Origin of the sequence: Litoreibacter roseus (genome assembly GCF_009811795.1) — a bacterium.
Taxonomy (GTDB): domain Bacteria; phylum Pseudomonadota; class Alphaproteobacteria; order Rhodobacterales; family Rhodobacteraceae; genus Litoreibacter; species Litoreibacter roseus.
The window spans coordinates 192,292-214,884 of the sequence record NZ_BLJE01000003.1 but is presented as its reverse complement, the minus strand read 5'-3'; the positions used below and the strand labels follow the sequence as shown (position 1 = coordinate 214,884).

Annotated in this window: 23 protein-coding genes; 10 read left to right on the top strand and 13 right to left on the bottom strand. The window is 57.8% G+C overall.

All coding sequences use genetic code 11. The features are described from left to right. Positions 1–68 precede the first annotated feature (68 nt). Positions 69–1,766, bottom strand: a complete 1,698-nt coding sequence (locus KIN_RS14955) for an NAD(P)H-dependent oxidoreductase subunit E (RefSeq protein WP_159808502.1) — start codon at positions 1,764–1,766, stop codon at positions 69–71. Positions 1,767–1,950: 184 nt separating this feature from the next. Between KIN_RS14955 and KIN_RS14950 the strand changes: the two genes are divergently transcribed. Continuing rightward, on the top strand, positions 1,951–2,370 hold the full coding sequence (locus tag KIN_RS14950) for a hypothetical protein (RefSeq protein ID WP_159808500.1): 420 nt from the start codon (positions 1,951–1,953) through the stop codon (positions 2,368–2,370). A 2-nt stretch (positions 2,371–2,372) separates the two neighbouring features. Here KIN_RS14950 and xseA read toward each other — a convergent pair whose 3' ends face one another. Continuing rightward, the gene (gene xseA, locus KIN_RS14945; protein ID WP_159808498.1) at positions 2,373–3,920 is read right to left on the bottom strand and encodes an exodeoxyribonuclease VII large subunit; all 1,548 of its coding nucleotides are present in this window, start codon (positions 3,918–3,920) and stop codon (positions 2,373–2,375) included. 65 nt (positions 3,921–3,985) lie between these two features. Between xseA and purD the strand changes: the two genes are divergently transcribed. Continuing rightward, positions 3,986–5,254 (top strand): phosphoribosylamine--glycine ligase, encoded by a 1,269-nt coding sequence (gene purD / locus KIN_RS14940; RefSeq protein ID WP_159808496.1) that lies wholly within the window; start codon positions 3,986–3,988, stop codon positions 5,252–5,254. A 9-nt stretch (positions 5,255–5,263) separates the two neighbouring features. Here purD and KIN_RS14935 read toward each other — a convergent pair whose 3' ends face one another. The 9 genes from KIN_RS14935 to KIN_RS14895 all read right to left on the bottom strand — a co-directional run bounded on the left by KIN_RS14935 (position 5,264) and on the right by KIN_RS14895 (position 13,508). After that, positions 5,264–5,938: an FG-GAP repeat domain-containing protein gene (locus KIN_RS14935; RefSeq protein WP_243144940.1), complete on the bottom strand. Its 675-nt coding sequence runs from the start codon at positions 5,936–5,938 to the stop codon at positions 5,264–5,266. Between the two features lie 14 nt (positions 5,939–5,952). After that, positions 5,953–6,276, bottom strand: a complete 324-nt coding sequence (locus KIN_RS14930; RefSeq protein ID WP_159808494.1) for a 2Fe-2S iron-sulfur cluster-binding protein — start codon at positions 6,274–6,276, stop codon at positions 5,953–5,955. 155 nt (positions 6,277–6,431) lie between these two features. Then, positions 6,432–7,913: a Do family serine endopeptidase gene (locus KIN_RS14925; RefSeq protein ID WP_159808930.1), complete on the bottom strand. Its 1,482-nt coding sequence runs from the start codon at positions 7,911–7,913 to the stop codon at positions 6,432–6,434. A 193-nt stretch (positions 7,914–8,106) separates the two neighbouring features. Next, positions 8,107–8,313 carry a DUF2065 domain-containing protein gene (locus KIN_RS14920; protein WP_159808492.1) on the bottom strand — a complete coding sequence of 69 codons (207 nt, stop codon included), beginning with the start codon at positions 8,311–8,313 and terminating at the stop codon, positions 8,107–8,109. Between the two features lie 3 nt (positions 8,314–8,316). Continuing rightward, entirely contained in the window at positions 8,317–9,195 is an 879-nt protein-coding gene (gene hflC, locus KIN_RS14915; protein WP_159808490.1) for a protease modulator HflC, read from the bottom strand. Next, entirely contained in the window at positions 9,195–10,367 is a 1,173-nt protein-coding gene (gene hflK, locus KIN_RS14910) for an FtsH protease activity modulator HflK (protein WP_159808488.1), read from the bottom strand. Before hflK ends, hflC begins: the two co-directional genes overlap by 1 nt. A 93-nt stretch (positions 10,368–10,460) precedes the next feature. Further along, entirely contained in the window at positions 10,461–11,921 is a 1,461-nt protein-coding gene (locus tag KIN_RS14905; protein ID WP_159808486.1) for an FAD-dependent oxidoreductase, read from the bottom strand. 41 nt (positions 11,922–11,962) lie between these two features. Next, positions 11,963–12,751: a ribose-5-phosphate isomerase RpiA gene (gene rpiA / locus KIN_RS14900; RefSeq protein ID WP_159808484.1), complete on the bottom strand. Its 789-nt coding sequence runs from the start codon at positions 12,749–12,751 to the stop codon at positions 11,963–11,965. Between the two features lie 85 nt (positions 12,752–12,836). After that, the gene (locus KIN_RS14895; RefSeq protein WP_159808482.1) at positions 12,837–13,508 is read right to left on the bottom strand and encodes a thiamine diphosphokinase; all 672 of its coding nucleotides are present in this window, start codon (positions 13,506–13,508) and stop codon (positions 12,837–12,839) included. Between the two features lie 139 nt (positions 13,509–13,647). On the opposite strand from KIN_RS14895, the gene KIN_RS14890 reads away from it, so the two are divergent. After that, positions 13,648–15,480, top strand: a complete 1,833-nt coding sequence (locus KIN_RS14890; RefSeq protein ID WP_159808480.1) for a hypothetical protein — start codon at positions 13,648–13,650, stop codon at positions 15,478–15,480. Between the two features lie 7 nt (positions 15,481–15,487). Here KIN_RS14890 and KIN_RS14885 read toward each other — a convergent pair whose 3' ends face one another. Continuing rightward, positions 15,488–15,718 carry a DUF2842 domain-containing protein gene (locus tag KIN_RS14885; protein ID WP_159808478.1) on the bottom strand — a complete coding sequence of 77 codons (231 nt, stop codon included), beginning with the start codon at positions 15,716–15,718 and terminating at the stop codon, positions 15,488–15,490. 10 nt (positions 15,719–15,728) lie between these two features. Further along, on the bottom strand, positions 15,729–17,021 hold the full coding sequence (locus KIN_RS14880) for an adenylosuccinate synthase (RefSeq protein ID WP_159808476.1): 1,293 nt from the start codon (positions 17,019–17,021) through the stop codon (positions 15,729–15,731). Between the two features lie 145 nt (positions 17,022–17,166). On the opposite strand from KIN_RS14880, the gene secG reads away from it, so the two are divergent. The 7 genes from secG to KIN_RS14845 all read left to right on the top strand — a co-directional run bounded on the left by secG (position 17,167) and on the right by KIN_RS14845 (position 22,532). Next, complete coding sequence (gene secG / locus KIN_RS14875; RefSeq protein WP_159808474.1) at positions 17,167–17,517, top strand: preprotein translocase subunit SecG; 351 nt, start codon at positions 17,167–17,169, stop codon at positions 17,515–17,517. 174 nt (positions 17,518–17,691) lie between these two features. Next, positions 17,692–19,335, top strand: a complete 1,644-nt coding sequence (gene pyrG / locus KIN_RS14870; RefSeq protein WP_159808472.1) for a CTP synthase — start codon at positions 17,692–17,694, stop codon at positions 19,333–19,335. 33 nt (positions 19,336–19,368) lie between these two features. After that, positions 19,369–19,665, top strand: coding sequence for a DUF1330 domain-containing protein (locus KIN_RS14865; protein WP_159808470.1), 297 nt, complete (start codon positions 19,369–19,371; stop codon positions 19,663–19,665). A 30-nt stretch (positions 19,666–19,695) separates the two neighbouring features. Further along, on the top strand, positions 19,696–20,151 hold the full coding sequence (locus KIN_RS14860) for a tellurite resistance TerB family protein (RefSeq protein WP_159808468.1): 456 nt from the start codon (positions 19,696–19,698) through the stop codon (positions 20,149–20,151). Continuing rightward, complete coding sequence (locus KIN_RS14855; RefSeq protein WP_243144939.1) at positions 20,138–20,902, top strand: phosphate/phosphite/phosphonate ABC transporter substrate-binding protein; 765 nt, start codon at positions 20,138–20,140, stop codon at positions 20,900–20,902. Before KIN_RS14860 ends, KIN_RS14855 begins: the two co-directional genes overlap by 14 nt. Positions 20,903–20,998: 96 nt before the next feature. Then, a complete protein-coding gene (locus tag KIN_RS14850) occupies positions 20,999–21,778 on the top strand; it encodes an ABC transporter ATP-binding protein (RefSeq protein WP_159808466.1) in 780 nt (259 codons plus the stop codon). Positions 21,779–21,803: 25 nt separating this feature from the next. Continuing rightward, entirely contained in the window at positions 21,804–22,532 is a 729-nt protein-coding gene (locus tag KIN_RS14845; RefSeq protein ID WP_159808464.1) for a transporter substrate-binding domain-containing protein, read from the top strand. Positions 22,533–22,593 lie beyond the last annotated feature (61 nt).

The window sequence follows — 22,593 nt, the reverse complement described above, 5'->3', positions numbered from 1 at the left end:
GCATCAACGTTGACCTTCACCTAGTACGCCTTGGCGCGGGTGAAAAGCCCAAGAGCTGGATTGGGAAATCAGACCTCTTCGGGAAAGTGCTTCATCGTGAGGCGGATCGGGTTCGGTGCAGCCTGCCCGAGACCACATATGGATGCGTCAGCCATCGCTGTGCAGAGCTCTTCCAACAAGGGCTGGTCCCAAGTATCCGCCTGCATCAGCTTGACCGCTTTTTCACAGCCCACCCGACACGGCGTACATTGCCCGCAGCTTTCGTCCTCGAAAAACCGCAACATATTCAATGCAGCTGCCTTTGCACTGTCTTGATCGCTGAGGACGACCACCGCAGCAGACCCGATGAAGCTGCCCAAGGGTTGCAGCCTGTCGAAATCAAGCGGGACATCATCAATGGACGCGGGCAGAAGGCCAGAAGACGGCCCACCCGGCTGATAGGCCTTGAACACATGGCCCTCAGCCATACCACCTGAAGCCTCGATGATATCGGTGATCGTGGACCCCGCGGGCAGAACGTAAATGCCCGGCCGCGCAATCCGCCCGGAAACAGAGTAGCTGCGCAGCCCCGTGCGGCCATTCTTTTCAACGCTACTCAAAATCTCAGGACCTTCGCGGCAAACCCGCGCGACCCAATGAAGCGTTTCGATATTGTGGACCAGTGTCGGCTTCCCGAAGAGACCAACCTGCGCCACGTAGGGCGGGCGATGCCGAGGAATGCCACGCTTGCCCTCGATGCTTTCGATCATCGCACTTTCTTCACCGCAGATGTAAGCACCTGCCCCACGCCGCAGTTCCACATAGCCCGGCTCTACAAGAGCTGCGACCTCCAAAGCTTTGATTTCGCGCCTCAAAATTTCCAGAACAGCTGGGTATTCGTCGCGCATGTAAACGTAGCAGCGGTGCGCCTCGACCGCCCAAGCGGCGATCAGCATACCTTCCAAAAATAGATGTGGCGTGCGTTCGAGATAGTACCGATCCTTGAAGGTTCCCGGCTCGCCCTCGTCGCCGTTTACAGCCAGATAGCGCGGACCCGGATTGCCGCGCACAAAACCCCACTTTTTGCCGGACGGAAATCCTGCCCCGCCCAAACCGCGCAAACCGCTGTCCAAAACTTTTTGCTGGACATCTTCCCAATCGCCACTTCGCCTTAGCTCCTTCAGGGTGTCGTAGCCGCCCGCCGCGCTATAGGCATCGAAGGTCTGATAGTCCGGAATATGCGGGTGTATGTCACCGGTGTTGATTGCATCCCGCACCATAGCGGGTGTGGCGTGGTCGATATGGTTGTGACCAATCTCAAGCGTCGGGGCGGTGTCACATCGGCCCATGCAAGGCGCCCGGACAACCCGCACCTCAGCCGGATCGAACCCGTCTTCCAATGCCGATTTCAGCGCCTGTGCGCCTGCCAACTCGCAAGATAGGGAGTCGCAGACCCGGATCGTCAAAGCGGGTGGCGGCACCTCGTCTTCGCGGACGACATCAAAATGAGCGTAGAAGGTGGCAACCTCGTAGACTTCCGCTTGGCTGAGGCGCATTTCTTCCGCCAAGGCCCGCAAATGTGCCGCGCTCAGATGCCCGTACTTGTCTTGGATCAGATGCAGGTGTTCGATCAACAGATCGCGCGCAAGGGACCTGTCTCCCAGCAAAATGCGCACCTCGTCCCACGCCTGATCATCAAGCTGGCGTCCCTTCGGGGTCGCACGCCCCTTGCCGCGCCCAGATTTCCAGACACCGGCTTTGGATTTGTCGTTGTGATCAAGCGCCACTGCGGAACCTCCTACCTCATGAGCGGAAACTACACCCCGGTCGGAACCTCAGACAGATGCAAATGCGACCTATTCCGACAGAACCGCGCAAGTTGCGTTCAAATTTGACACGCATTTCGCCGATAGGCGTCAGAGACAGGGCCCAAGGGTGGATTTCACAGCTGGTGTCTGAGATACAAAATTCATGAAAGTATCCTATATTGCCCTCGCCCTTTTGGCCACGCCTGCGGCTGCGACCGACGATCTTGATCTGATCTCACCGTCCGAGTTCGAGGCATTCACATCGGGCAGCACGCTTTATTTCAATCGCCGGGGCGCACCTTACGGCGCGGAGCAATATCTGGGCGGGCGCAAGGTGATCTGGACCTTTCTGGACGGCACGTGCCAGCGTGGCATCTGGTACGCGGCGCAGGACGAGATTTGCTTTGTTTACGATGGACAGGCAGGCGCCCAATGCTGGTACTTTTTCAAGACAGGAGACACCAAATCGGCGCGCGTGGTTGGCGACAATCCTGTCAATGATCTGACAGTTGTAGGACAGGACACCCAGCCGCTGTCCTGTCCCGGTCCAGGTGTCGGCGTAAGCTATACGCCCGCAGGTTGATCTCATTCGTCAAAGAGGGATCCTTGGCTGGGTGGCTTTGACGCGGCTTTGGCTTTTCGGGGAATTGTGGTCGGCGTAAATCGTCCGTCCTTGAACTGAATTTCGAGCGCCTTCGCCGCCTTGGCTGCTTTCTTGGTGGTGACCACTTTCTCATCGGACCAGATCACAGCGTAGCCTCGATCCAATGTGGCTTGATACCCAAGCGTTTCGCGCAACTGGTCGAGACGCGTCAGATCTCTCGTCCAAGTGTTCAACTGCGCGCGCGCTGCCGCGTTGAATGCGCGATTGGTACGGGCCATGCGGTCAGCTTGTGACGCAAGGTCCTGCCTCAGCCGGTGTGGCACCAAGCCTGCAGACATCCGATCAAGCCTGCCATGTTCCCGCTCGACCCGAGTGGTCAGGGCGCGGTTCAAGCCATCGGATATTCTGCTGAGCCGGTCTGCCATTTGACTGGTTTTCTGACGCAGAAGATTGGGACGCAGCGGGGCAGCGGCCCGCTCCAACGCAACGCGTCGGGTCTGGGTCGCAGCGCGCAAGGCCGTTGGCAACCGCACAGCGGCGGCGTCCAATCGCTGAGCGGCGTTTTGTGTCAACTCATCCGGACGGGGCAAAGCCCGCGCCATATCGCGCAGCCGTTGTCCTTTATTCTGTATCATCGTCGCCAACGCACGGGTCAGACGACTGTCATAGCTATCCAACGTCGAGAGCAGCTCAAGACGGACGGGCACGGCCATTTCCGCTGCCGCCGTGGGTGTCGGCGCACGCCTGTCCGACACGTAGTCGATCAACGTCGTATCTGTCTCGTGCCCCACGGCGGAGATCAACGGGATTTCCGAGGCCGCAGCGGCGCGGGCCACGTTTTCCTCATTAAAGCCCCACAAATCTTCGATGGATCCGCCGCCCCGCGCGACGATGATCAGGTCGGGTCTGGGCACAGCACCGCCCTGTTCAAGCGCATTGAAGCCCTGGATGGCGGCTGTCACCTGAGGCGCACATGCCTCGCCCTGTACTGCCACGGGCCAAATCAGGACCTTGCGGGGAAACCGGTCGCGAAGGCGATGCAAAATGTCACGTATCACCGCCCCTTGCGGAGAGGTGACGACACCGATGACATCGGGCAGAAACGGGATCGGCTTCTTGCGTTCGGCAGCAAAGAGCCCCTCTGCTTCCAGAACTTTTTTCCGCTTTTCAAGCATCGCCATCAGCGCGCCAACACCCGCGGGTCGGATGTCTTCGATCACCATCTGATAGCGTGACTGGCCGGGGAACGTGGTCAGACGCCCGACGGCCACAACCTCCATCCCCTCTTCGGGTTGAACCGCAAGGCGGGCCGCCTGCCCTTTCCAGATGACCGATGACAAGACGGCGCGGTCATCCTTCAGGTCCAAATAGACATGACCCGAGCGGGCAATCATCACGCGGCCACACTCACCTTTCACACGGACCCGTCCGAACTCGCCCTCAATGGTGCGTTTCACGGCGCCCGATATTTCGGAGACTGTGAATTCCGGCTCGTTGCGGCCAGGTGCGTCGTCTTCGATGAGGTCCATCTGCTCTGCCCTTGTGATGGCTTTGACGCCAGCTTAGAACGCGGCCAAGCAGAGGGGAAGCAGCGATGAACATCTTGATCCTGGGCGGCGGCGGTCGTGAGCACAGTTTGGCATGGGCGGTAAAGCAGAACCCGAAATGCGACCGCTTGATCGTGGCGCCGGGCAATGCCGGGTTGACGTCCATCGCCGAATGCGCCGCTTTTGATATCGAGGACCCATCTGCGGTTGTGGAGTTTGCGGTGGCGCAGTCCATCGACTTCGTCATCGTCGGCCCGGAGGCACCGCTGGCCGCCGGTGTGGCAGACGCCCTGCGAGCCGCAGACATCCTGACTTTCGGACCATCTGCCGCCGCTGCGAGGCTTGAGGCCTCGAAAGCTTTCACCAAGGAAATCTGCGACGCCGCAGGCGCCCCGACCGCAGGCTACGCGCGGTTCACGGATGCGGCTGCCGCAACCGCCTACATAGAAGATCAGGGCGCGCCGATCGTAATCAAAGCCGATGGACTGGCGGCAGGCAAAGGGGTCGTGGTCGCGATGACCGAGGACGAGGCCATCACTGCCGTTCAGGATATGCTAGGCGGCGCCTTTGGCGAGGCAGGCGCAGAAGTGGTCATTGAAGAGTTCATGGACGGGGAAGAGGCCTCGTTCTTCGTACTCTGCGACGGCACTGACGTCCTACCCATCGGCACCGCGCAAGATCATAAACGTGCTTATGACGGCGATGCTGGGCCAAACACCGGCGGCATGGGCGCATACAGCCCTGCCCCGGTTCTGACCGATGCCAGCGCGGCCCGTGCCTTGTCAGAGATCATCCAGCCCTGTGTTGATGAGATGGCCCGCCGCGGCACGCCCTATCAGGGGGTTCTCTATGCAGGTCTTATGATCAAAGACGGCCAGCCGCGCCTTGTGGAATACAACGTCCGCTTTGGCGATCCAGAATGTCAGGTGCTGATGATGCGTCTGGGGGCTCAGGCGCTGGATCTGATGCATGCCTGCGCTGAAGGCCGTTTGGCGGGACGCCCCGTTCACTGGGCAGAAGACCACGCGATCACTATCGTTATGGCGACTGACGGGTATCCGGGCAGCTATGAAAAAGGCAGCGCCATTCGCGGTCTGGATGAATTACCGGAAGACAGCAAAGCGATGACGTTTCACGCTGGAACCGCTCTGAAAGACGGACAGATCGTTGCAACAGGTGGACGCGTCTTGAATGTTACCGCGCGGGCTGAAACGCTGAGCGAAGCACGGGACAAAGCCTATGAAATGACGCGACAGATCGACTGGCCTGAGGGCTTCTATCGGAAAGATATCGGCTGGCGCGCCCTAGGCGACTAGCGCGTCACATTAATTGCAGGCCATGGCGCGATCAAAGGAGCTTCGATCTACATGGGAAAACAGCGCTTCTGACGCCCATGTCCCGTCCGCGTACAGCGTGCGCATGACAAACCGCCAATCCTGAGAAGCCGTAATCATCTCAGGTCCACCCCCGCAGTCCCTGATGCCGCCTGCGATATCCGGCTCCCCGATGCGGTGGTTGGTCAAGCCAGCCACATCGGCAACAGGTGAAAGCATCTGATCTTCGTAGCGCCAGATCCGCAGAGTTTTGGCCAGATGCGGCCGGTCAATATAGGCGATCTCAATGCGGCCATCACCGTCCAGATCTGCCGCCCCAACGGGCGCCAGCCAGCGATTGCTGCGGCCGATATGAGGCGTCGCAGTTATCTTGCCCTCGGGACCATAGACGGCGAACTGCGCGCCTAGGGCCGCCTGCGTCTCCACCACCAGAACCTCCAACCGACCATCATGATCGAGATCGGCGACACGGGGCGCTACGTCTTCGAACACCCGATCCTGTGGGAGCACGAACTGTCGCGTGGTCCCGTCATCCAGCGTTATCTGAAGCGTGCCCCACTCGATGGCATCCCCAAGGACGCCGTGTGCATAGCGGGTGGTTGGTTCCGTGTATGTGGCGGACGCGATATCCTGCGCGTTCAGCGGGCCCGCGAGGACCCCCGCCAAGACACAAGCCCGGATCAAATCTGCTTTTCAGGCATCCGCACGACGAGCCCGTCCAGATCATCCGTGACTTTCAACTGACAGGTCAGGCGGGACAGTTCGGGATCAGGCTGATACGCGAAGTCCAGCATATCCTCTTCCATTGAGTCCTTTTCGGGCAACTTTCCGACCCATGACTGATCCACATAGACATGACAGGTCGAGCAGGCACACGCGCCACCACAATCAGCTTCGATGCCGGGAATGTTATTGTCCCGGGCGCCTTCCATGACGCTCAGACCGTTGGCCACATCGACCACATGCTCTGTCCCGTTGAACTCGATATAGGTGATCTTCGCCATAGGTGCTGTCCTGTCTTCAAACTGTGCTCATCCGCATTTAGTGCAGCAGCCCGGCATTTGCCAGCCTAAGCTGGTATCGATGCGCCTTAACCGTGGTCCAACAAAGAAAAAAGGCGCCCCGCAGGACGCCTTTTTCATTCTTAGTTCGAGATCGCTTACTCTTCTTCAAGGCTCAGCGCTACAAAACGTGGATCGCCGTCCCGACGGATCAGCATGAGGAACGACTTGCGCCCGGCCTCTCTTGCGTCTTCGACGCGAGACTCCAGATCGGACAGATCCTCGATTTTTTGCTGGCCCGCTTCGACGATCAGATCACCGGCGCGCAGACCTTTGCCGTAGGCGTCGCTATCTTCCTCGACATTCACGACCACCAAACCGCTCTGGTCTTCGTCCAATCCAAGTTGCTCGCGCAGCTCGTCATTGAGCGCAGCAACCGTCATACCCAGAAGCTCTGTCTCGGCCGGATCAGACTGCTGAACAGCAGCTGGAACTGCGGTGTTTTCCGCCTCTTCGCGGCGGCCCAAGGTCACCAAAAGTGTTTCGGTCTCACCCTCACGGACGACGATCACCCGGACCGCCTTGCCAACGGTTGTGTTACCGACCAAGCGCACAAGCTCACGGGTATCGGTCACATCCTTACCATCAAACGTCGTGATAACATCGCCAGCCTCAAGGCCTGCTTCTTTCGATGGGCCTTCGGGAACATCCGTCACAAGCGCCCCTGCAGCAGCGGCAAGACCAAGAGCCTCCGCCACATCATCGGTGACGTCTTGGATACGAACACCAAGCCAACCACGGCGGGTTTCGCCGAACTCCTGCAGTTGGTCGATCACGCGGGTCACGACTTCGGAAGACATCGCGAAACCGATGCCGATGGACCCACCTGTCGGGGACAAGATCGCAGTGTTTACACCAATCACTTCGCCTTCGACATTAAAGAGCGGACCACCGGAGTTCCCCCGGTTGATCGCAGCGTCGGTCTGGATGAAGTCATCATAGGATCCGCTCAAAGCACGCTCCCTCGCGGAGATAATGCCAGCGGATACCGAGAACCCCTGGCCCAGCGGGTTACCAACGGCCATTACCCAATCACCGACGCGGGCGGCATCGCTGTCACCAAACGGAACGAATGGCAGGGGCGTGTCGCTTTCAACCTTCAGAAGCGCGATGTCTGTCTTGGGGTCTGTGCCGATCACGGTTGCGTCCAGACGTTCGCCGGAGAAGAATTCGATCTCAATCTCGTCCGCTTTGTCGATGACGTGGTTGTTCGTCACGATGAAGCCGTCCTCGGAAATCACGAAGCCCGACCCCAGAGCTGACGATCTGCGGGGGCGCTGACCTTCCCGTTGCCGGTCGAGGAAGTCCTGAAAGAAGTCTTCCAGCGGGCTACCTTCCGGCACGATCGGACGTGGTCCGCTGTCGACGCCGGCGACTGTTGTTGAGGTCGTGATGTTCACGACGGACGGGCTGACACTTTCGGCCAGGTCCGCGAAGCTTTCCGGCATCTTCGCCTGTGCGGCGATTGTGTGAGCCAGCATGAACGCAAGCCCCAGAACCAGCGCGGAGATAGCGCGCAAGATGCTTCGCGATCTATCCGGCTGTGTCATGATTTGTGCTGTCACGGCACTCTCCTTCATCATCATGTCTACTCTTGTTATTTCCTGTCAGATCCAAACGCCCCGCCAATGGCGCCTGAGTTGCAGGACAAATGTGAGGCATTTTTGCTCAGTTGCAATATTTGTAGCTCGTTTCACTGAGCACTTGGCGTAAAGATGTGGTGAGCATTGTGACAGTGCGGCAGCCTATGACATAGAGCTTTCTGCACCATCGCTACGCGCCTGCCGTGAAAGCGGATTTGGCGAGCCAGACCAGAATTGTCCCAAATGTAATGGCCGCCAGCCCCAGCATGCGCCGCGTTTCGGGTGGAATTTGCGCCAATGCGCGCAACAGGTCCTCCAAACGCGAAGGGGCCAGTGCAATCACCAGCCCCTCTACAACCAACACCAAGCCGATCGCCAACGCGATATGGCTGATCATTCTTTAGTTCCGTCCGGTGTCTGACTTCAAATAGTCGAAGAACGCATCGTCAGGATTGATCACAAGCGTCGAGTTGCGTCCCTGAATAGCGCGTTCATACGCGTCGAGGGAGCGACGGAATTCAAAGAACTCTTCGTCCTGACCGAAGGCTTCCGCGAAGATTGCATTCCGACGCGCATCCGATTCACCACGGATAATGTCAGCATCCTTCTGGGCTTCCGACACCAATTCAACCACTGTCCGGTCCGCTTGGGCGCGCACACGTTGGGCGGCTTCTTCACCCCGTGCAATCTCGTCCGCAGCTTCCCGTTCCCGTTCAGCCCGCATCCGGGAGAAGGTCGCCTCAAGGTTTTGTTCCGGAAGGTTCGTTTGCTTCAGCCGCACATCGACCACTTCCAGCCCCAGAGGACGCGCACGAGCCCGCGCCTGCGTTGTGATACGCGCCATCAACGTTGCACGGTCTGCCGACAGAATGGTGTTCGAGGTTACTCCTTCCGAACCCAGAACTTCCCGGATCACAGGATTGAGAATGCCTTCCAGACGATCCTCTGCCGCCCGCAGACCGCCGACGCCGACCGCTTGTCGGAACTGCACGACGTCAGAAATCCGGTAGCGGGCAAACGCATCGACAACCAGACGACGGTCATCCGATGGTGTGACCTCGGTCGCAGGCGTATCAAGGGCGCGGATCCGGTCATCATAACGCACGACTTCTTGGATAAGCGGGATCTTGAAACCAAGACCTGGATCTTCTTTCACAGCCTTGATTTGACCAAACTGGAGGACAAGCGCCTTTTCACGCTCGTCGACGATAAAGAGAGATGACAGTGCAATCATGATGACCACACCGACAGCAATCAACAGTACGAGACCCTTGTTCATCAGTTGTTTGTCCCCGTTTCAGCGGCCGCTGGGTTAGAGCGACGCAATTCATTGAGTGGCAGGTATGGCACAACGCCAGATCCCGATCCGTCAGCGGCGCTGTCCAGAATGATCTTGTCCGCATCGCCGTAGACGCGTTCGATCGTCTCAAGCCACAAACGCTTGCGCGTTACTTCGGGCGCTTTGCGGTATTCGTTCAAGACTGCGAGGAAGCGGCTTGCCTCACCTTCGGCCTGATTGACCTGTTGTGCGCGATACGCTTCCGCCTCTTCCAGACGCTGCGCTGCCTCACCACGTGCGCCAGCCAACACGCGGTTGGCATAGGCATCAGCCTGACGCTGCAACCGGTCCCGTTCCTGTTCAGCGGCCTGAACTTCACGGAAGCTGTTGATTACATCGGGCGGCGGATCCGCTTTGTCCAGGTTGAGACGCACGATATTCACACCGGCATCATACTGATCCATCGTACCTTGGATGAGTTGTTGTGCGGTATCGGCAATCGCCTGACGATCCCGGTTCAAAATCGGGGCCAGTTCCGAGCGCGCAATCACCTCACGCATGGCGGACTCAGATACAGCGCGGATCGTCTGTTCCGGCTCGGCTAGGTTGAACAGGAATTTCGCGGGATCATTGATGTTCCAGACAACCTGGAAATCAATGTCGACGATGTTCTCGTCCGTGGTCAGCATCAAGCCACTATCAGCACGACTTCCAACGCCAATATCTTCGGTTTGTTCGCGGGTCACTGGGATGACTTCGGCGGTGACCAACGGCCACGGCGCGAAGTTCAGACCAGGATTGCCGGTCGAGGAATACTCGCCCAGAAAAAGTTCAACGGACTGTTCCTCCGGACGCACGGTATAGAACGAGTTAAACGCCCAGATCGCGACCAAAACGAGACCACCCATGACCCAGGTTGTGCGGGAAAAGCCGCCACCGCCGTCGCCGCCGTCGCCCGTACCATTGGACCGACCGCCACGGCCACCCATGAGCACCCGAAGCTGCTCTTGGCCCTTTTTCATCAGTTCATCAATCTCAGGAATTTGCGGCCCGTCACCACCTGGCCCGCGTCCGCCACCGTTGTTGCGGTTTCCGCCGCGGTCATCACCGCCACGGTTCCCGTCATTTCCGCGGTTTCCGCCGCCCCAAGGTCCGCCATTATTACCGGCCATCCAGTACATTCCCCTTCTAAACTACTCTTGTTTTTGCTCTGCTCACTAATTGGGGTGCAACCCCTTCAATTCAAGCAAACACACCAACCTGTGTCAGGCGCTGCGCATCGGCGTTTTCATTGTCACCATTTCTTCGGACATCGTCGGATGAACCGCGCAGACCTGATCGAATTGCGCTTTCGTCGCCCCCATTTTTACTGCCACGCCCGCAAGCTGGATCATTTCCCCTGCCCCCGGCGCTACAATATGACAGCCCAAGACCTTGTCCGTCTCCTTACTTACGATGAGTTTCATCAAAACGCGATCCTCTCGACCGATGAAAGCACCTTGCATAGGGCGAAATGAGGTACAGTAGATATCGACGGGCTCCTGCTCGCGCGCATCTTCCTCAGTCATTCCTATGGTGCCAAGCTCCGGCTGCGTGAAAACGGCCGACGGGATCAGGTCGTGATCAACAGGTGTCGGATTACCTTTAAACACGGTCTCGACAAAAGCCATCCCTTCCCGGATCGCAACCGGGGTCAGATTGACCCGGTTGGTCACATCCCCGATTGCATAAACAGATGGCTGCGCGGTCTGAGAATATTCGTCTACGATGATCTCGCTGCGGCGACCAACCTCAATCTCTGTATTCTCAAGGCCTAAGTCTTGCGTGTTCGGCGTGCGTCCTGTCGCAAAGAGAACCTGATCAAAAACGGCCTCTCGCCCATTGGAGCTTTTGATCCAGATCGGACCATCCGTGCCGCCATCATCATTGGTCCGCATCTCTTGCTGCTGAAGATTAGACGGCCCCATGGAAGCATCTGACGCCGTGACTGTATGTGAGGTATCATCTACGTCGCCCGCCAAGCGCATCTCGACAATGTTTGTGCCCAGATGAATATTGATCCCGCGCTTGCCCATCATGTCAGAGATCAGCCCGCGCGCCTCGTCATCGAAACCGCGCAAGATCTGCGCCCCGCGGTAATAGAGCGTCACATCGACCCCCAAGCCATGCATGATGCAAGCGAACTCGCACGCAATGTAACCACCACCGATGATCAAAAGGCGCTTGGGCAACTCTTTGAGATGAAAGATATCATCAGACACAATGCCAAGGTTGGCATTGGGCATATCTGGTTTGACCGGATGCCCCCCTGTTGCGATCAGGATATGTTTCGCGGTGACGTCCTTGCCGTCCTTCAACGAAATCGTGTGCGGATCCTTTAAGGTCGCGCGTGTGTCAAAGATTTCGACATCCGAGCTTTTCAGTAGATCACGATACACGCCTTCCAATCGCTCAAGCTCTGATCGAAGATGTGAATGAAAACCACCCCACTCGAAATCGCCGACCTCAACGGACCATCCATAGTCCTTGGCCTCTTGCATTCGGTCACGATATTCAGATGCAAACACCATCAGCTTCTTGGGAACACAGCCGCGGATAACGCAGGTACCACCCAGACGACGTTCCTCGGCCAAAGCAACTTTCGCACCCGTCGCAGCTGCAACACGTGCCGCCCGCACACCACCCGATCCGCCGCCGATGACGAAAAGGTCATAGTCGAAACTCATATCTTTCATTCCTTGCTGAAAAGGCGCGTTTCGGTCACTGGTCAGTCAATGATATCGGCAAACAGATTGTCCGTTTCGCCAACATCGACCTGCTCATGTTCCACCGTTCCACTGTTGATATCGCGGACCTCAACGGAGCCATCACCATTTCCGATGATCACGATGTCGCAAATGTCGATGAATAAGCCATTCTCCACCACCCCCGGGATCTGATTCAGAACAAGGCTTAGCTGCCGCGGATTCCCGATGCGACGCAAATGCAGATCTAGGATGTAGTTGCCCTCATCCGTAATGTACGGCTCATCGCGGTTCATCCGCAGCGACGTCGTCTGACCCAACACGTCTAAGCTGACGAGCGTTTCTTCCACCAACGCCTTGGTCGTCTGCCATCCAAACTTCAATATTTCGACGGGCAATGGGAAGGCACCCAACGCCTCTACCTGTTTCGAGATATCGGCGATGACGATCATCTGATCGGACGCCGTGGCCACGATCTTTTCTTGCAAAAGTGCACCGCCGCCGCCTTTGATCAGATGCAGATTGTGATCATACTCATCCGCACCATCAATGGTAAGGTCCAGCCAGCGGGCCTCGTCCAGCGTCACAATTGGAACGCCCACCTGTTGGGCCAGCTCCGCCGTCCGCTTCGATGTCGCAACACCTGTGAATTTCAGACCTTCATCGCGCACCAGCTCACCCAGACACTTCACCATCCATGCAGCGGTCGAGCCTGTTCCCAAACCGACGCGCATCCCGTCCTCCACATATTCGACCGCGCGCTTGGCAGCGACAAACTTGGCGCGGTCAATGGGCGATAGATCTGCAGTCATGGCATCCGCTCCGGGTTTCTGTGGCGTTCTCTTGGCATATTCGCACGGCGGGTTCGAGAGGCAAAACCGTTAACATAAATGAACCTCATGGGATCGCATCAGGTACGAGAGCCTTGATGACAGCGCCAAGATACGCGCGCGGCAACAGAACCAACATGAAGCGCTGATCGAATGAAAGCTTGACTAGGCCGGTGGTCTCGTTTGACGTTCCGATTTGCGACCATGGGGCAAAAGACAACCCGGTGATGTCGTATTTTAGGCCCTCGCCCTGCCCTTTCACCTGCCCCATCGGAAACAACGAAAACCTTGTTCCCATGGGTAAATCGATCTCGAAGGTCAGCGGCGCCAAAAAACAAATATCAGTGTCACCCACCAACACGCAGGTCTGTTCCGGATGTCGCACTAAGGCGGTACATACCGCCAATTCATGGTCCAGCCGCGCGCCTGTGAAGCCCACAGCCAAGATCAGCGGCGCCGTGATGCGCCGAAGGCATTTCTCGAAATCTGTGCTGTCCTGCTCGGCAATAAAATGAAGGGCTTCCGACGGAATTTTAAGTTTTGCATCAGGCGAAATTGAGTCCATATCGCCGATAACCGCACGCGGCGTATGCCCCGCCTTCAAGGCCGTGTCCGCGCCACCGTCGGCGGCGACGAGAATCGGGGCAATGTCAATCACCTGCTGGACATGGCAAGATTGTGTTGGCGCGCCACCCAAAAGTGTCAAAAACATGTCCGTCTGAACAATTTTGTCATACATATTAATATTATCGACCCTGCGAAGCCCAATCACCGCCGATTTTCCCGTGAAAGCACATTTCGTTAACTGTTTTTGGCTGGGTTTGCGAAATACTGGGTGATAAATCTCTAGAGGTCGAAAGACAACAAGCGAGAGTTTCATGGTTAACGAGAACAAGATCCTTACTGTATCCTACGGGACATTTTCCTGTACGCTAGAAGGGTTTGACGATCCGTTCTCGACCATGAAGGCGATCGCAGAGTATTTCCGCGATCTTGCAGCTGGCGACCGGTTTTTCGGGGCCGAGCCACCACAGCCAGACACCGAGATGCTGCACCGGATTGCAGAACAGACCATTCAGCAGCGGGTGAGCGTCACATCCAACGACGACAATTCCGTGGTGTTGCGGCAGACGCGCAGCCCCGAAGAGCTTCCGCCCCCTGCGATGCCGATGACGCTAGACCTGCCAGACGCGAAAGCCCCGGAGAAGCAAGCTGTGCTTCGGGATCCAAGACCAGAGAACGAAAATTCGGTCGCAGCCAAGCTTGCGCGCATCCGCGCCAGCGTTGATGGCGGTCAAAGCGATACCCCGGATGCCAAGCTGAGTTACAGCGAAGATGAGCACGCGGGCGATCAGACAGCCGCGCAGTCTGCCCTGCGCGACAATATTTTCATGGATGGCGGCGTGCAGACCGCACCGTGGGATGCCGAAAGCATTGAGCACGGTGAGTTGACGGTCGAAACTGATCCTGTCGCTGAAGAACCTGCAGATAAAAAGAGCGATGAGCCTTCTATCGTTGTGGAACGCATTTCGCAGGAAGATCTTTCTGATCCGGCCGAAGAGGACGCCTTAGATGCCGAGCGACCTGAAAAGCTTTCCGCAGACGAGGAAAGCGACCTTCAACGCCTCCTCGAAGACGCCGAAGGCCCCGCCATTGATGGCAATGAAGGCGTAGAAGCTACGCTGGAAGAACAAGGCGAGGCGGAGGATGATCTCCCTTCGGTCAGCGACTCTGAAGGCACTTCGATTTTCAGCGATACCGATGACGTTGCTGAACTTGTGGACGTTCCTGAGAACTCTGCGCCGGACGTCGAACCCATAGATGACCTACCGACCTTGGAAGAGGACGCCATCACAGGTGAACCGGAAAAAGCGGTTGAGCCGGACGCGCCTCTGGCCGCAGAGGAAGCGGAGGACGACCCTGAAGAAGATCACGAGGTCGAAAATGTTCGCGCCTCTCGCTTGCTGCGCCGGAAAGCCTTGACCGCGGCGGACGAGGACGTCGCCGTTGAGCGGTTGATGGATGTGACAAGTTCTCGCCTTGGCGAAAGCGACAGCAGCGTGCGCCGCGCCTCTATCGCCCACCTCAAGGCAGCCGTTGCCGCGACAAAGGCAGACGCCAGTATCGTAGATGAGGCCGCGCAAAAGGAAGAGCGTGAAATCAGCCAGTATCGCGATGATCTTGCGCGGGTTGTCCGACCCGGTCGCCCTGATGTCGAAGGTGGACAAAAAACGGACCGACCAGAACCGCTGATGCTCTTGAACGAGCTGCGCATTGATGAAGAAGAGGCGAAGCGTCGCGGGCCATTCGATGCTGAGGGCAAGCCACGTCGACTTACGAGATCCGAACTGGTGATGCAGGAGGATGCCGAAGACTATGCGGCAATGTCGCACGACAAGACCTATGAGAAGGAGCAGGTGCGTCAGATCGAGGATCGCCCAAGCTTTGAGGACTACGTAAAAGAGAAAGACGCACTGGAAATGCCTGATCTGGTCGAGGCCGCAGCAGCGCATTTCACCTTCGTCGAAGATACGCCCGAGTTCACCCGGCCAATGCTGATGCGCAAAGCGGCGTCGATCTCGGCGGGTGGCAATATCACGCGGGAGGCTGGCCTCAGGGCCTTTGGCTCGATCCTGCGCGAAGGCCGGATCGTTAAGGGGCAGGAAGGCCGCTTTACCCTGTCCAAGAAGTCCCGCTTCTACAGCGGTTGACTATTATCTAGCGGGTATCGTTTTCGGCATCGGGATCCGGCTGCCCTACCCCTTTGAACAAGAACTTGAAGGGCAGAGCCCAGACGATGCCGAGCGCGACGTAGATGATCAGCTCAACGATGAAGCTTGGCCGATCCAGCAGCCCGACCAAACTGACCGCGGCCACAATATAAAGCGGTAGGCCCACGACGAGCACCAGCAGTGACAAGCGTTTGCGGGCTTTGTATCCGAGCGCCATTCCCATCTCCTCAGTCAGCGAACGGATCGGTCACGAGGATCGTGTCTTCCCGCTCTGGTGAGGTCGAAAGTAGGGCAACCGGACACTCGATCAATTCCTCAACACGTCGCACGTATTTGATCGCCTCGGCAGGCAGGTCCGCCCAACTGCGTGCGCCTTCGGTGCTTTCCGACCAGCCCGGCATGGTCTCGTAGATCGGTTTGCAGCGGGCTTGGTGATCGGCGGCGGTGGGCAGATGATCAATCCGTGTTCCGTCCAGATCGTAGCCTACACAGATTTTCAGTTCCTCGAACCCGTCCAGCACATCCAGCTTTGTAAACGCGATCCCCGAGACACCCGATGTGGCGCAAGTCTGCCGCACCAGAACCGCGTCAAACCACCCGCAACGGCGCTTTCGACCGGTAACGGTGCCGAACTCATGACCTCGTTCACCAAGCCGTTGCCCGTCTGCATCATCAAGCTCGGCCGGAAACGGGCCTTCGCCGACGCGGGTGGTATACGCCTTTACGATGCCAAGGACGAAATCAATCGCGCCAGGGCCCACGCCCGTGCCGGTCGCCGCTTGGCCCGCGATTACATTGGAGGACGTGACGAAGGGATAGGTCCCGAAATCAATGTCCAAAAGTGCGCCCTGCGCCCCTTCAAAAAGGATCCGTTTGCCCGCTTTTCTCTTCTCAGACAGCACTTTCCAGACCGGCGCTGCATAAGCCAAGACGGTCGGCGCAATTTCTTCGAGTTGGGCGATGAGGGCCGCGCGATCCACTTCGGGCAGCGCCATACCACGTCGTAACGTGTCGTGGTGCTGAAGCAACCGATCCACACGTTTCTCAAGGGTTTCGCGGTCGGCCAGATCCGCCACGCGAATGGCGCGACGTCCGACCTTGTCTTCGTAGGCAGGCCCGATCCCCCGTCCGGTCGTACCGATCTTGGCCACGCTGTTCTGGTTTTCCCGTGCGCGATCAAGTTCTCCATGAACCGGCAAGATCAGAGGTGTATTTTCTGCAATCATCAGATTGTCCGGGCTGATCTCGACGCCCTGTGCCTGCAGCTTGGCGATCTCATCTTTCAGGTGCCATGGGTCCAGCACGACCCCGTTGCCGATGACACTCAGCTTGCCACCGCGCACAATCCCCGATGGCAGCAAGGACAACTTGTAGACTTCGCCGTCAATGACCAGAGTGTGACCAGCATTGTGTCCACCTTGGAAACGAGCAATGACGTCCGCCCGTTCGGACAGCCAGTCCACGATCTTGCCCTTTCCCTCGTCACCCCACTGGGCGCCGACAACGACAACATTTGCCATGCGCGAGATCCTTTCGGTCTTTGATGAAACCCGCGCTCGTATAACGGCGCGTCCCGTCAAGGGAAAGCCGTAAATGGCGACTTGCACGTACAGCGTCGCCCGACTACATACCCCCGAATACAAAGGTTCCGGGACCCTTCGCTTTATGGAAAATATCGTTCTCACCGTCCACCTGATCATCGCGTTCTGCTTGATCGGCGTTGTGCTGTTTCAGCGGTCGGAGGGCGGCGGCCTTGGTATTGGCGGCGGCGGGGGTGCAACTTCTGGCCGCCCGGCTATTTCCGCGTTGGGTAAGCTAACATGGCTGTTTGGCGTAGCTTTTGTGATCACCTCGGTCACTTTGACCATTCTTGCGGCGCGCAACGCGACGGGCGGATCGGTTCTGGACGGCACAGATTTGACACCGCCTCCAACGACGACGGTGCCTGCAGATGACAATCTGTTGCCGCCCACAATCGGTGACGCACCGCTGGTGCCGCCCCGCGCTGACGATTGATCGTCCACGTCAATAATTTCCACTAAAACTGGGGGCTTACGACTGGCCTCCTACATTATGTAGCGCAACCAGTTGCGGGACGCTGACGAATCCGTTATGTCTTAACTCCCGTGGGTAGAGGTTGATTTGACCTCTCTGCACCAAGAAAATCTAGGGACACGGGGTCACATCAGCATGGCACGATTCATATTTATCACTGGTGGCGTCGTGTCTTCGTTGGGCAAGGGTCTGGCGTCTGCGGCGCTTGGTGCGTTGTTGCAGGCACGTGGCTATACTGTGCGGCTCAGGAAACTCGACCCCTATCTCAACGTTGACCCCGGAACCATGAGCCCATTCGAGCACGGCGAAGTATTTGTCACCGATGACGGGGCCGAAACTGATCTGGATTTAGGCCACTACGAGCGGTTCACCGGTGTCGCGGCCCGCATGACAGATTCGATCAGTTCAGGGCGGGTCTATTCCAATGTGCTCGAAAAGGAACGACGCGGCGACTATCTGGGCAAGACCATTCAGGTGATCCCCCACGTGACAAACGAAATCAAAGACTTCATCTCGATCGGCGAGGACGAAGTCGATTTCATGCTGTGCGAGATTGGCGGCACTGTAGGTGACATTGAGGGCCTGCCGTTTTTCGAAGCGATCCGTCAGTTCAGTCAGGACAAACCCCGCGGCCAGTGCATCTTCATGCATTTGACATTGCTGCCCTACATCGCTGCGTCGGGCGAATTGAAAACAAAACCCACTCAGCACTCCGTCAAGGAATTGCGGTCCATCGGGATAGCGCCGGATGTGCTGGTCTGCCGCTCTGAAGGTCCAATTCCGGAGAAGGAACGGGAGAAGCTCGCACTTTTCTGCAACGTCCGTCCAGACAGCGTGATTGCGGCGCAGGATCTATCGACCATCTATGATGCGCCCTTAGCTTACCATCGCGAAGGTCTCGATCAGGCGGTTCTTGACGCATTCGGCATTGCGCCGGCACCGCAGCCTCAATTGGCCCGGTGGGAAGACGTATCAGATCGCATCCACAACCCCGAAGGTGAGGTGCGTGTCGCCATTGTGGGCAAATACACCCAGTTGGAAGACGCCTATAAATCCATCGCCGAAGCCCTGACACATGGCGGTATGGCCAACCGGGTGAAGGTTAAGATCGAATGGGTCGATGCCGAAATTTTCGAGCGTGAGGACGCTGGCGCGCATCTGGAGGGCTTCCACGCCATTCTTGTGCCCGGTGGCTTCGGCGAGCGTGGCACAGAGGGCAAGATCAAGGCGGCCCAGTTCGCGCGCGAGCACAATATTCCCTATCTAGGCATTTGTCTTGGCATGCAAATGGCGGTCATCGAAGCTGCGCGCAATCTAGCGGGACTTGGGGATGCCGGATCCGAGGAATTCGACCATGAGGCAGGCAAAAAACGGTTTACGCCCGTTGTCTATCACCTGAAGGAATGGGTGCAGGGCAATCACAAGGTCCAGCGCAAAGCGACCGATGACAAGGGCGGCACCATGCGGCTTGGAGCATATGATGCCGTACTGAACGAGGGATCAAAAGTTGCAGCGGTTTATGGCTCCAACACGATCGAAGAACGTCATCGCCACCGCTACGAAGTGGACATCAAATACAAGGATAAGCTGGAAGAACAGGGTCTGGTCTTCTCAGGTATGTCCCCAGACGGCCGCCTGCCAGAGATTGTCGAGGTGAAAGATCATCCTTGGTTCATTGGCGTGCAATTCCACCCCGAACTGAAGTCGAAGCCGTTCGCACCGCACCCGCTCTTTGCCGATTTCGTGAAGGCTGCTAAGGAAAACTCGCGTCTCGTCTGACGCAGGCCCGCCTATCACAAAAAGGGGAAGATCATGGCCAAAGCCTACTGGGTCGCCCATGTAGATGTTCACGATGCAGACACTTATGATGCATACCGCGCCGCAAATGCGGAGCCCTTTGCCAAGTACGGCGCGCGCTTCGTTGTGCGCGGCGGCACGCAGGAGGTCCGGGAAGGCGCTGCCAAGAAACGAACCGTGGTCATCGAATTCAAGGACCTCGCCACCGCTGTCGCATGTTATGAAAGCCCGGAATATCAGCGGGCGAAAGAGATCCGGGACCCGGTCTCGGATGGCGATCTCGTCATTGTCGAGGGATATGACCCGGTCTGAAGCGATTTACAGGGAAGATAAAACACATCAATGATTTCTGACTTTTTCAAACGCCTCGCCGCGCCCGGCCCGTCTGAAACACCTGACGCGGATGCACGCCTCTCATTGACGGCTTTACTGGTCCGCATCGCGAAGGCCGATATGGATTACGCGGACAGCGAAATTCAGCAGATCGATGCGATCATCATGCGCCGGTACGGCCTGGATACGGCAGGTGCCGCCACACTGCGGCAGGAAGCGGAGGAAATCGAGGCCTATGCCGCGGACACCGTTCAGTTCACCCGGACCATCAAGGATGCAGTCGTTCACGAAGACCGCGAAACCGTTGTGGAGGCACTCTGGGAACTGGTGCTTGCAGATGGCGCGCGGGAGGCGGAAGAAGACGGTATCCTGCGTCTTGTCGCGCCGCTCTTGGGGGTGAATGATCTCGAGTCCGCGCTCATCCGCCAACGCGTGCAATCCCGCCACAAAAATGCTGCAGAATGAAGGTTTTGCGTCGTTTCCGATGTATGATCGGCCGGAAACCGCAGACGCCTACGACCGGATTTGGCGCAGCATTCGGGACTATCTGAGGCAAAACAACCTGATCGCACCAGATCATTTGACGCGCAGCGGTGATCCGTGGTCCGACTGGACCCGCAGCGATCTCATTCTGTCCCAGACCTGTGGCTATCCCTATCGCGCGCGTTTGGCGGGAGAAGTCTCGCTTGTCGGGTCGCCTGTTCTGGCTATCCCCGATTGTCCCGAAGGGCAGTATTTCAGTGTTTTTGCGGTGCGGCGGGAAGACGGCCATCTTGCCCCGAAGAAATTCGCAGAGAAGATTCTCGCCTATAATGATCCCATGTCCCAAAGCGGATGGGCCGCACCGCAAACCTACGCTACCACCCATGGGTTCAGTTTTGGCAAGCATACATGCACCGGCTCTCACAGAGCGTCCGCGAAAGCCGTCGCAGACAGCCACGCGGATATCGCCGCGATCGATGTGCTGACATGGCGCCTCATTCAGCGCTACGATCCTTTCGCGGCCGCTTTGACGGTGATCGGCCAGACCGACCCGTCGCCTGCTCTGCCCTATATTACATCGAACACCATGGACGCGAGCGTAATCCGCGCCGCGCTGGATCATGGCTTTGCGACACTCAGCGCCAAAGATTTGGACATTCTGGGGATCACCGGCATCACAACGATCCCGCTGGACGCCTATCTCGCTGTTCCCACGCCCCCTGCCCCTGCGTAACATCCCGCAGACACCAGCAATTCCACGAAATTACGTTGCACGCAGACCAATTTTGGGGATTACTGCGGCATCGGGGACAACACATAAGCGGACCACGTGACGACACCGGACACGCCAGTCATTGAGCTACGCGATTTGCACAAGGCTTATGGGGAGCTTGAGGTGCTGAAAGGAGTCAGCCTGACTGCGCCTGCGGGACAAGTGGTGTCACTCATCGGGTCCTCCGGTTCCGGAAAATCCACATTACTGCGCTGCGCAAATTTGCTGGAAGACAGCCAACAGGGCGAAATTCTGTTTTGCGGTGAAGCCGTAAAGTGGAAAGGTCGCCCTGCCGACAGACGTCCGGCAGACGCAAAGCAAGTCACACGCATCCGGACGAACCTGTCCATGGTGTTTCAGCAATTCAATTTGTGGGCGCATATGAGCATTTTGCGCAATGTGATGGAAGCGCCCGTCACTGTTCTGGGCGAAGATCCATCGGTGGTGGAAACCCGCGCGCGCGCCCTGCTGGACAAAGTCGGGATCGGTGACAAATGCGACGTCTACCCCGCTCAGCTTTCGGGCGGTCAACAACAGCGTGCAGCCATTGCGCGGGCCTTGGCCATGGAACCAAAAGCGCTGCTTTTCGACGAACCGACCTCTGCCCTTGATCCAGAGTTGGAGCAGGAAGTGGTGAAGGTCATCAAGGATCTGGCCGCTGAGGGGCGCACAATGATCATCGTCACCCACGACATGCGGCTGGCCGCTGATGTCAGCGATCACGTCGTATTTCTGCACCAGGGTCTGATCGCCGAGGAAGGCCCGCCCGAAACACTTTTCGGATCCCCACACACCGAGCGTCTGAAGCAGTTTCTCAGCGCGACGGTTCCTGCATAACACACCGTTCAACAAGGAGACGACCATGAAACATATCATTCTGACCACTGCCGCTCTTGCCCTGTCAGCGGGCATGGCACTGGCCGACGGCCACGCCAAAACCATCCGCATGGGCACCGAAGGCGCCTACCCTCCCTACAACTTCATAAATGATGCCGGGGAAGTGGACGGGTTCGAGCGGGAGTTGGGCGATGAGCTTTGTGCGCGTGCTGAATTGACCTGCGAATGGGTGACGAACGAATGGGACAGCATCATTCCCAACCTCGTATCGGGCAACTACGACACCATCATCGCGGGCATGTCCATCACCGACGAGCGTGACGAGGTCATCGACTTCACCCAAAACTACACCCAGCCTGATCCCTCCGCCTATCTTGCTGCATCTGCCGACGTTGATCTGGAAGGCGGGGTTATTGCCGCTCAAACGAACACCATTCAGGCCAGCCATATCGCAGCCTCGGGTGCCACGCTGGTCGAATTTGCAACACCTGAAGAGACCGTCGCCGCCGTAAAAAACGGCGAGGCCGACGCGGTTTTGGCGGACAAGGCATTCCTGGAGCCCATCGCGGAAGCTGAGGCCGATCTGTCGCTGGTCGGCGAGGATGTACTGCTGGGCGGCGGCATCGGAATTGGTGTGCGTGAAAGCGACGGCGAGTTGAAAGAGAAGTTCGACGCAGCCATCCAGTCCATGAAGGACGACGGATCCCTGAATGCGCTGATCGAAAAACACCTGCCAGGTTCGGCCACGTTCTAAGACATCGAGCGGGCGGCCCTCGGGCCGCTCGCCTGCCCATCGGGGCATACGCAAAACCTTC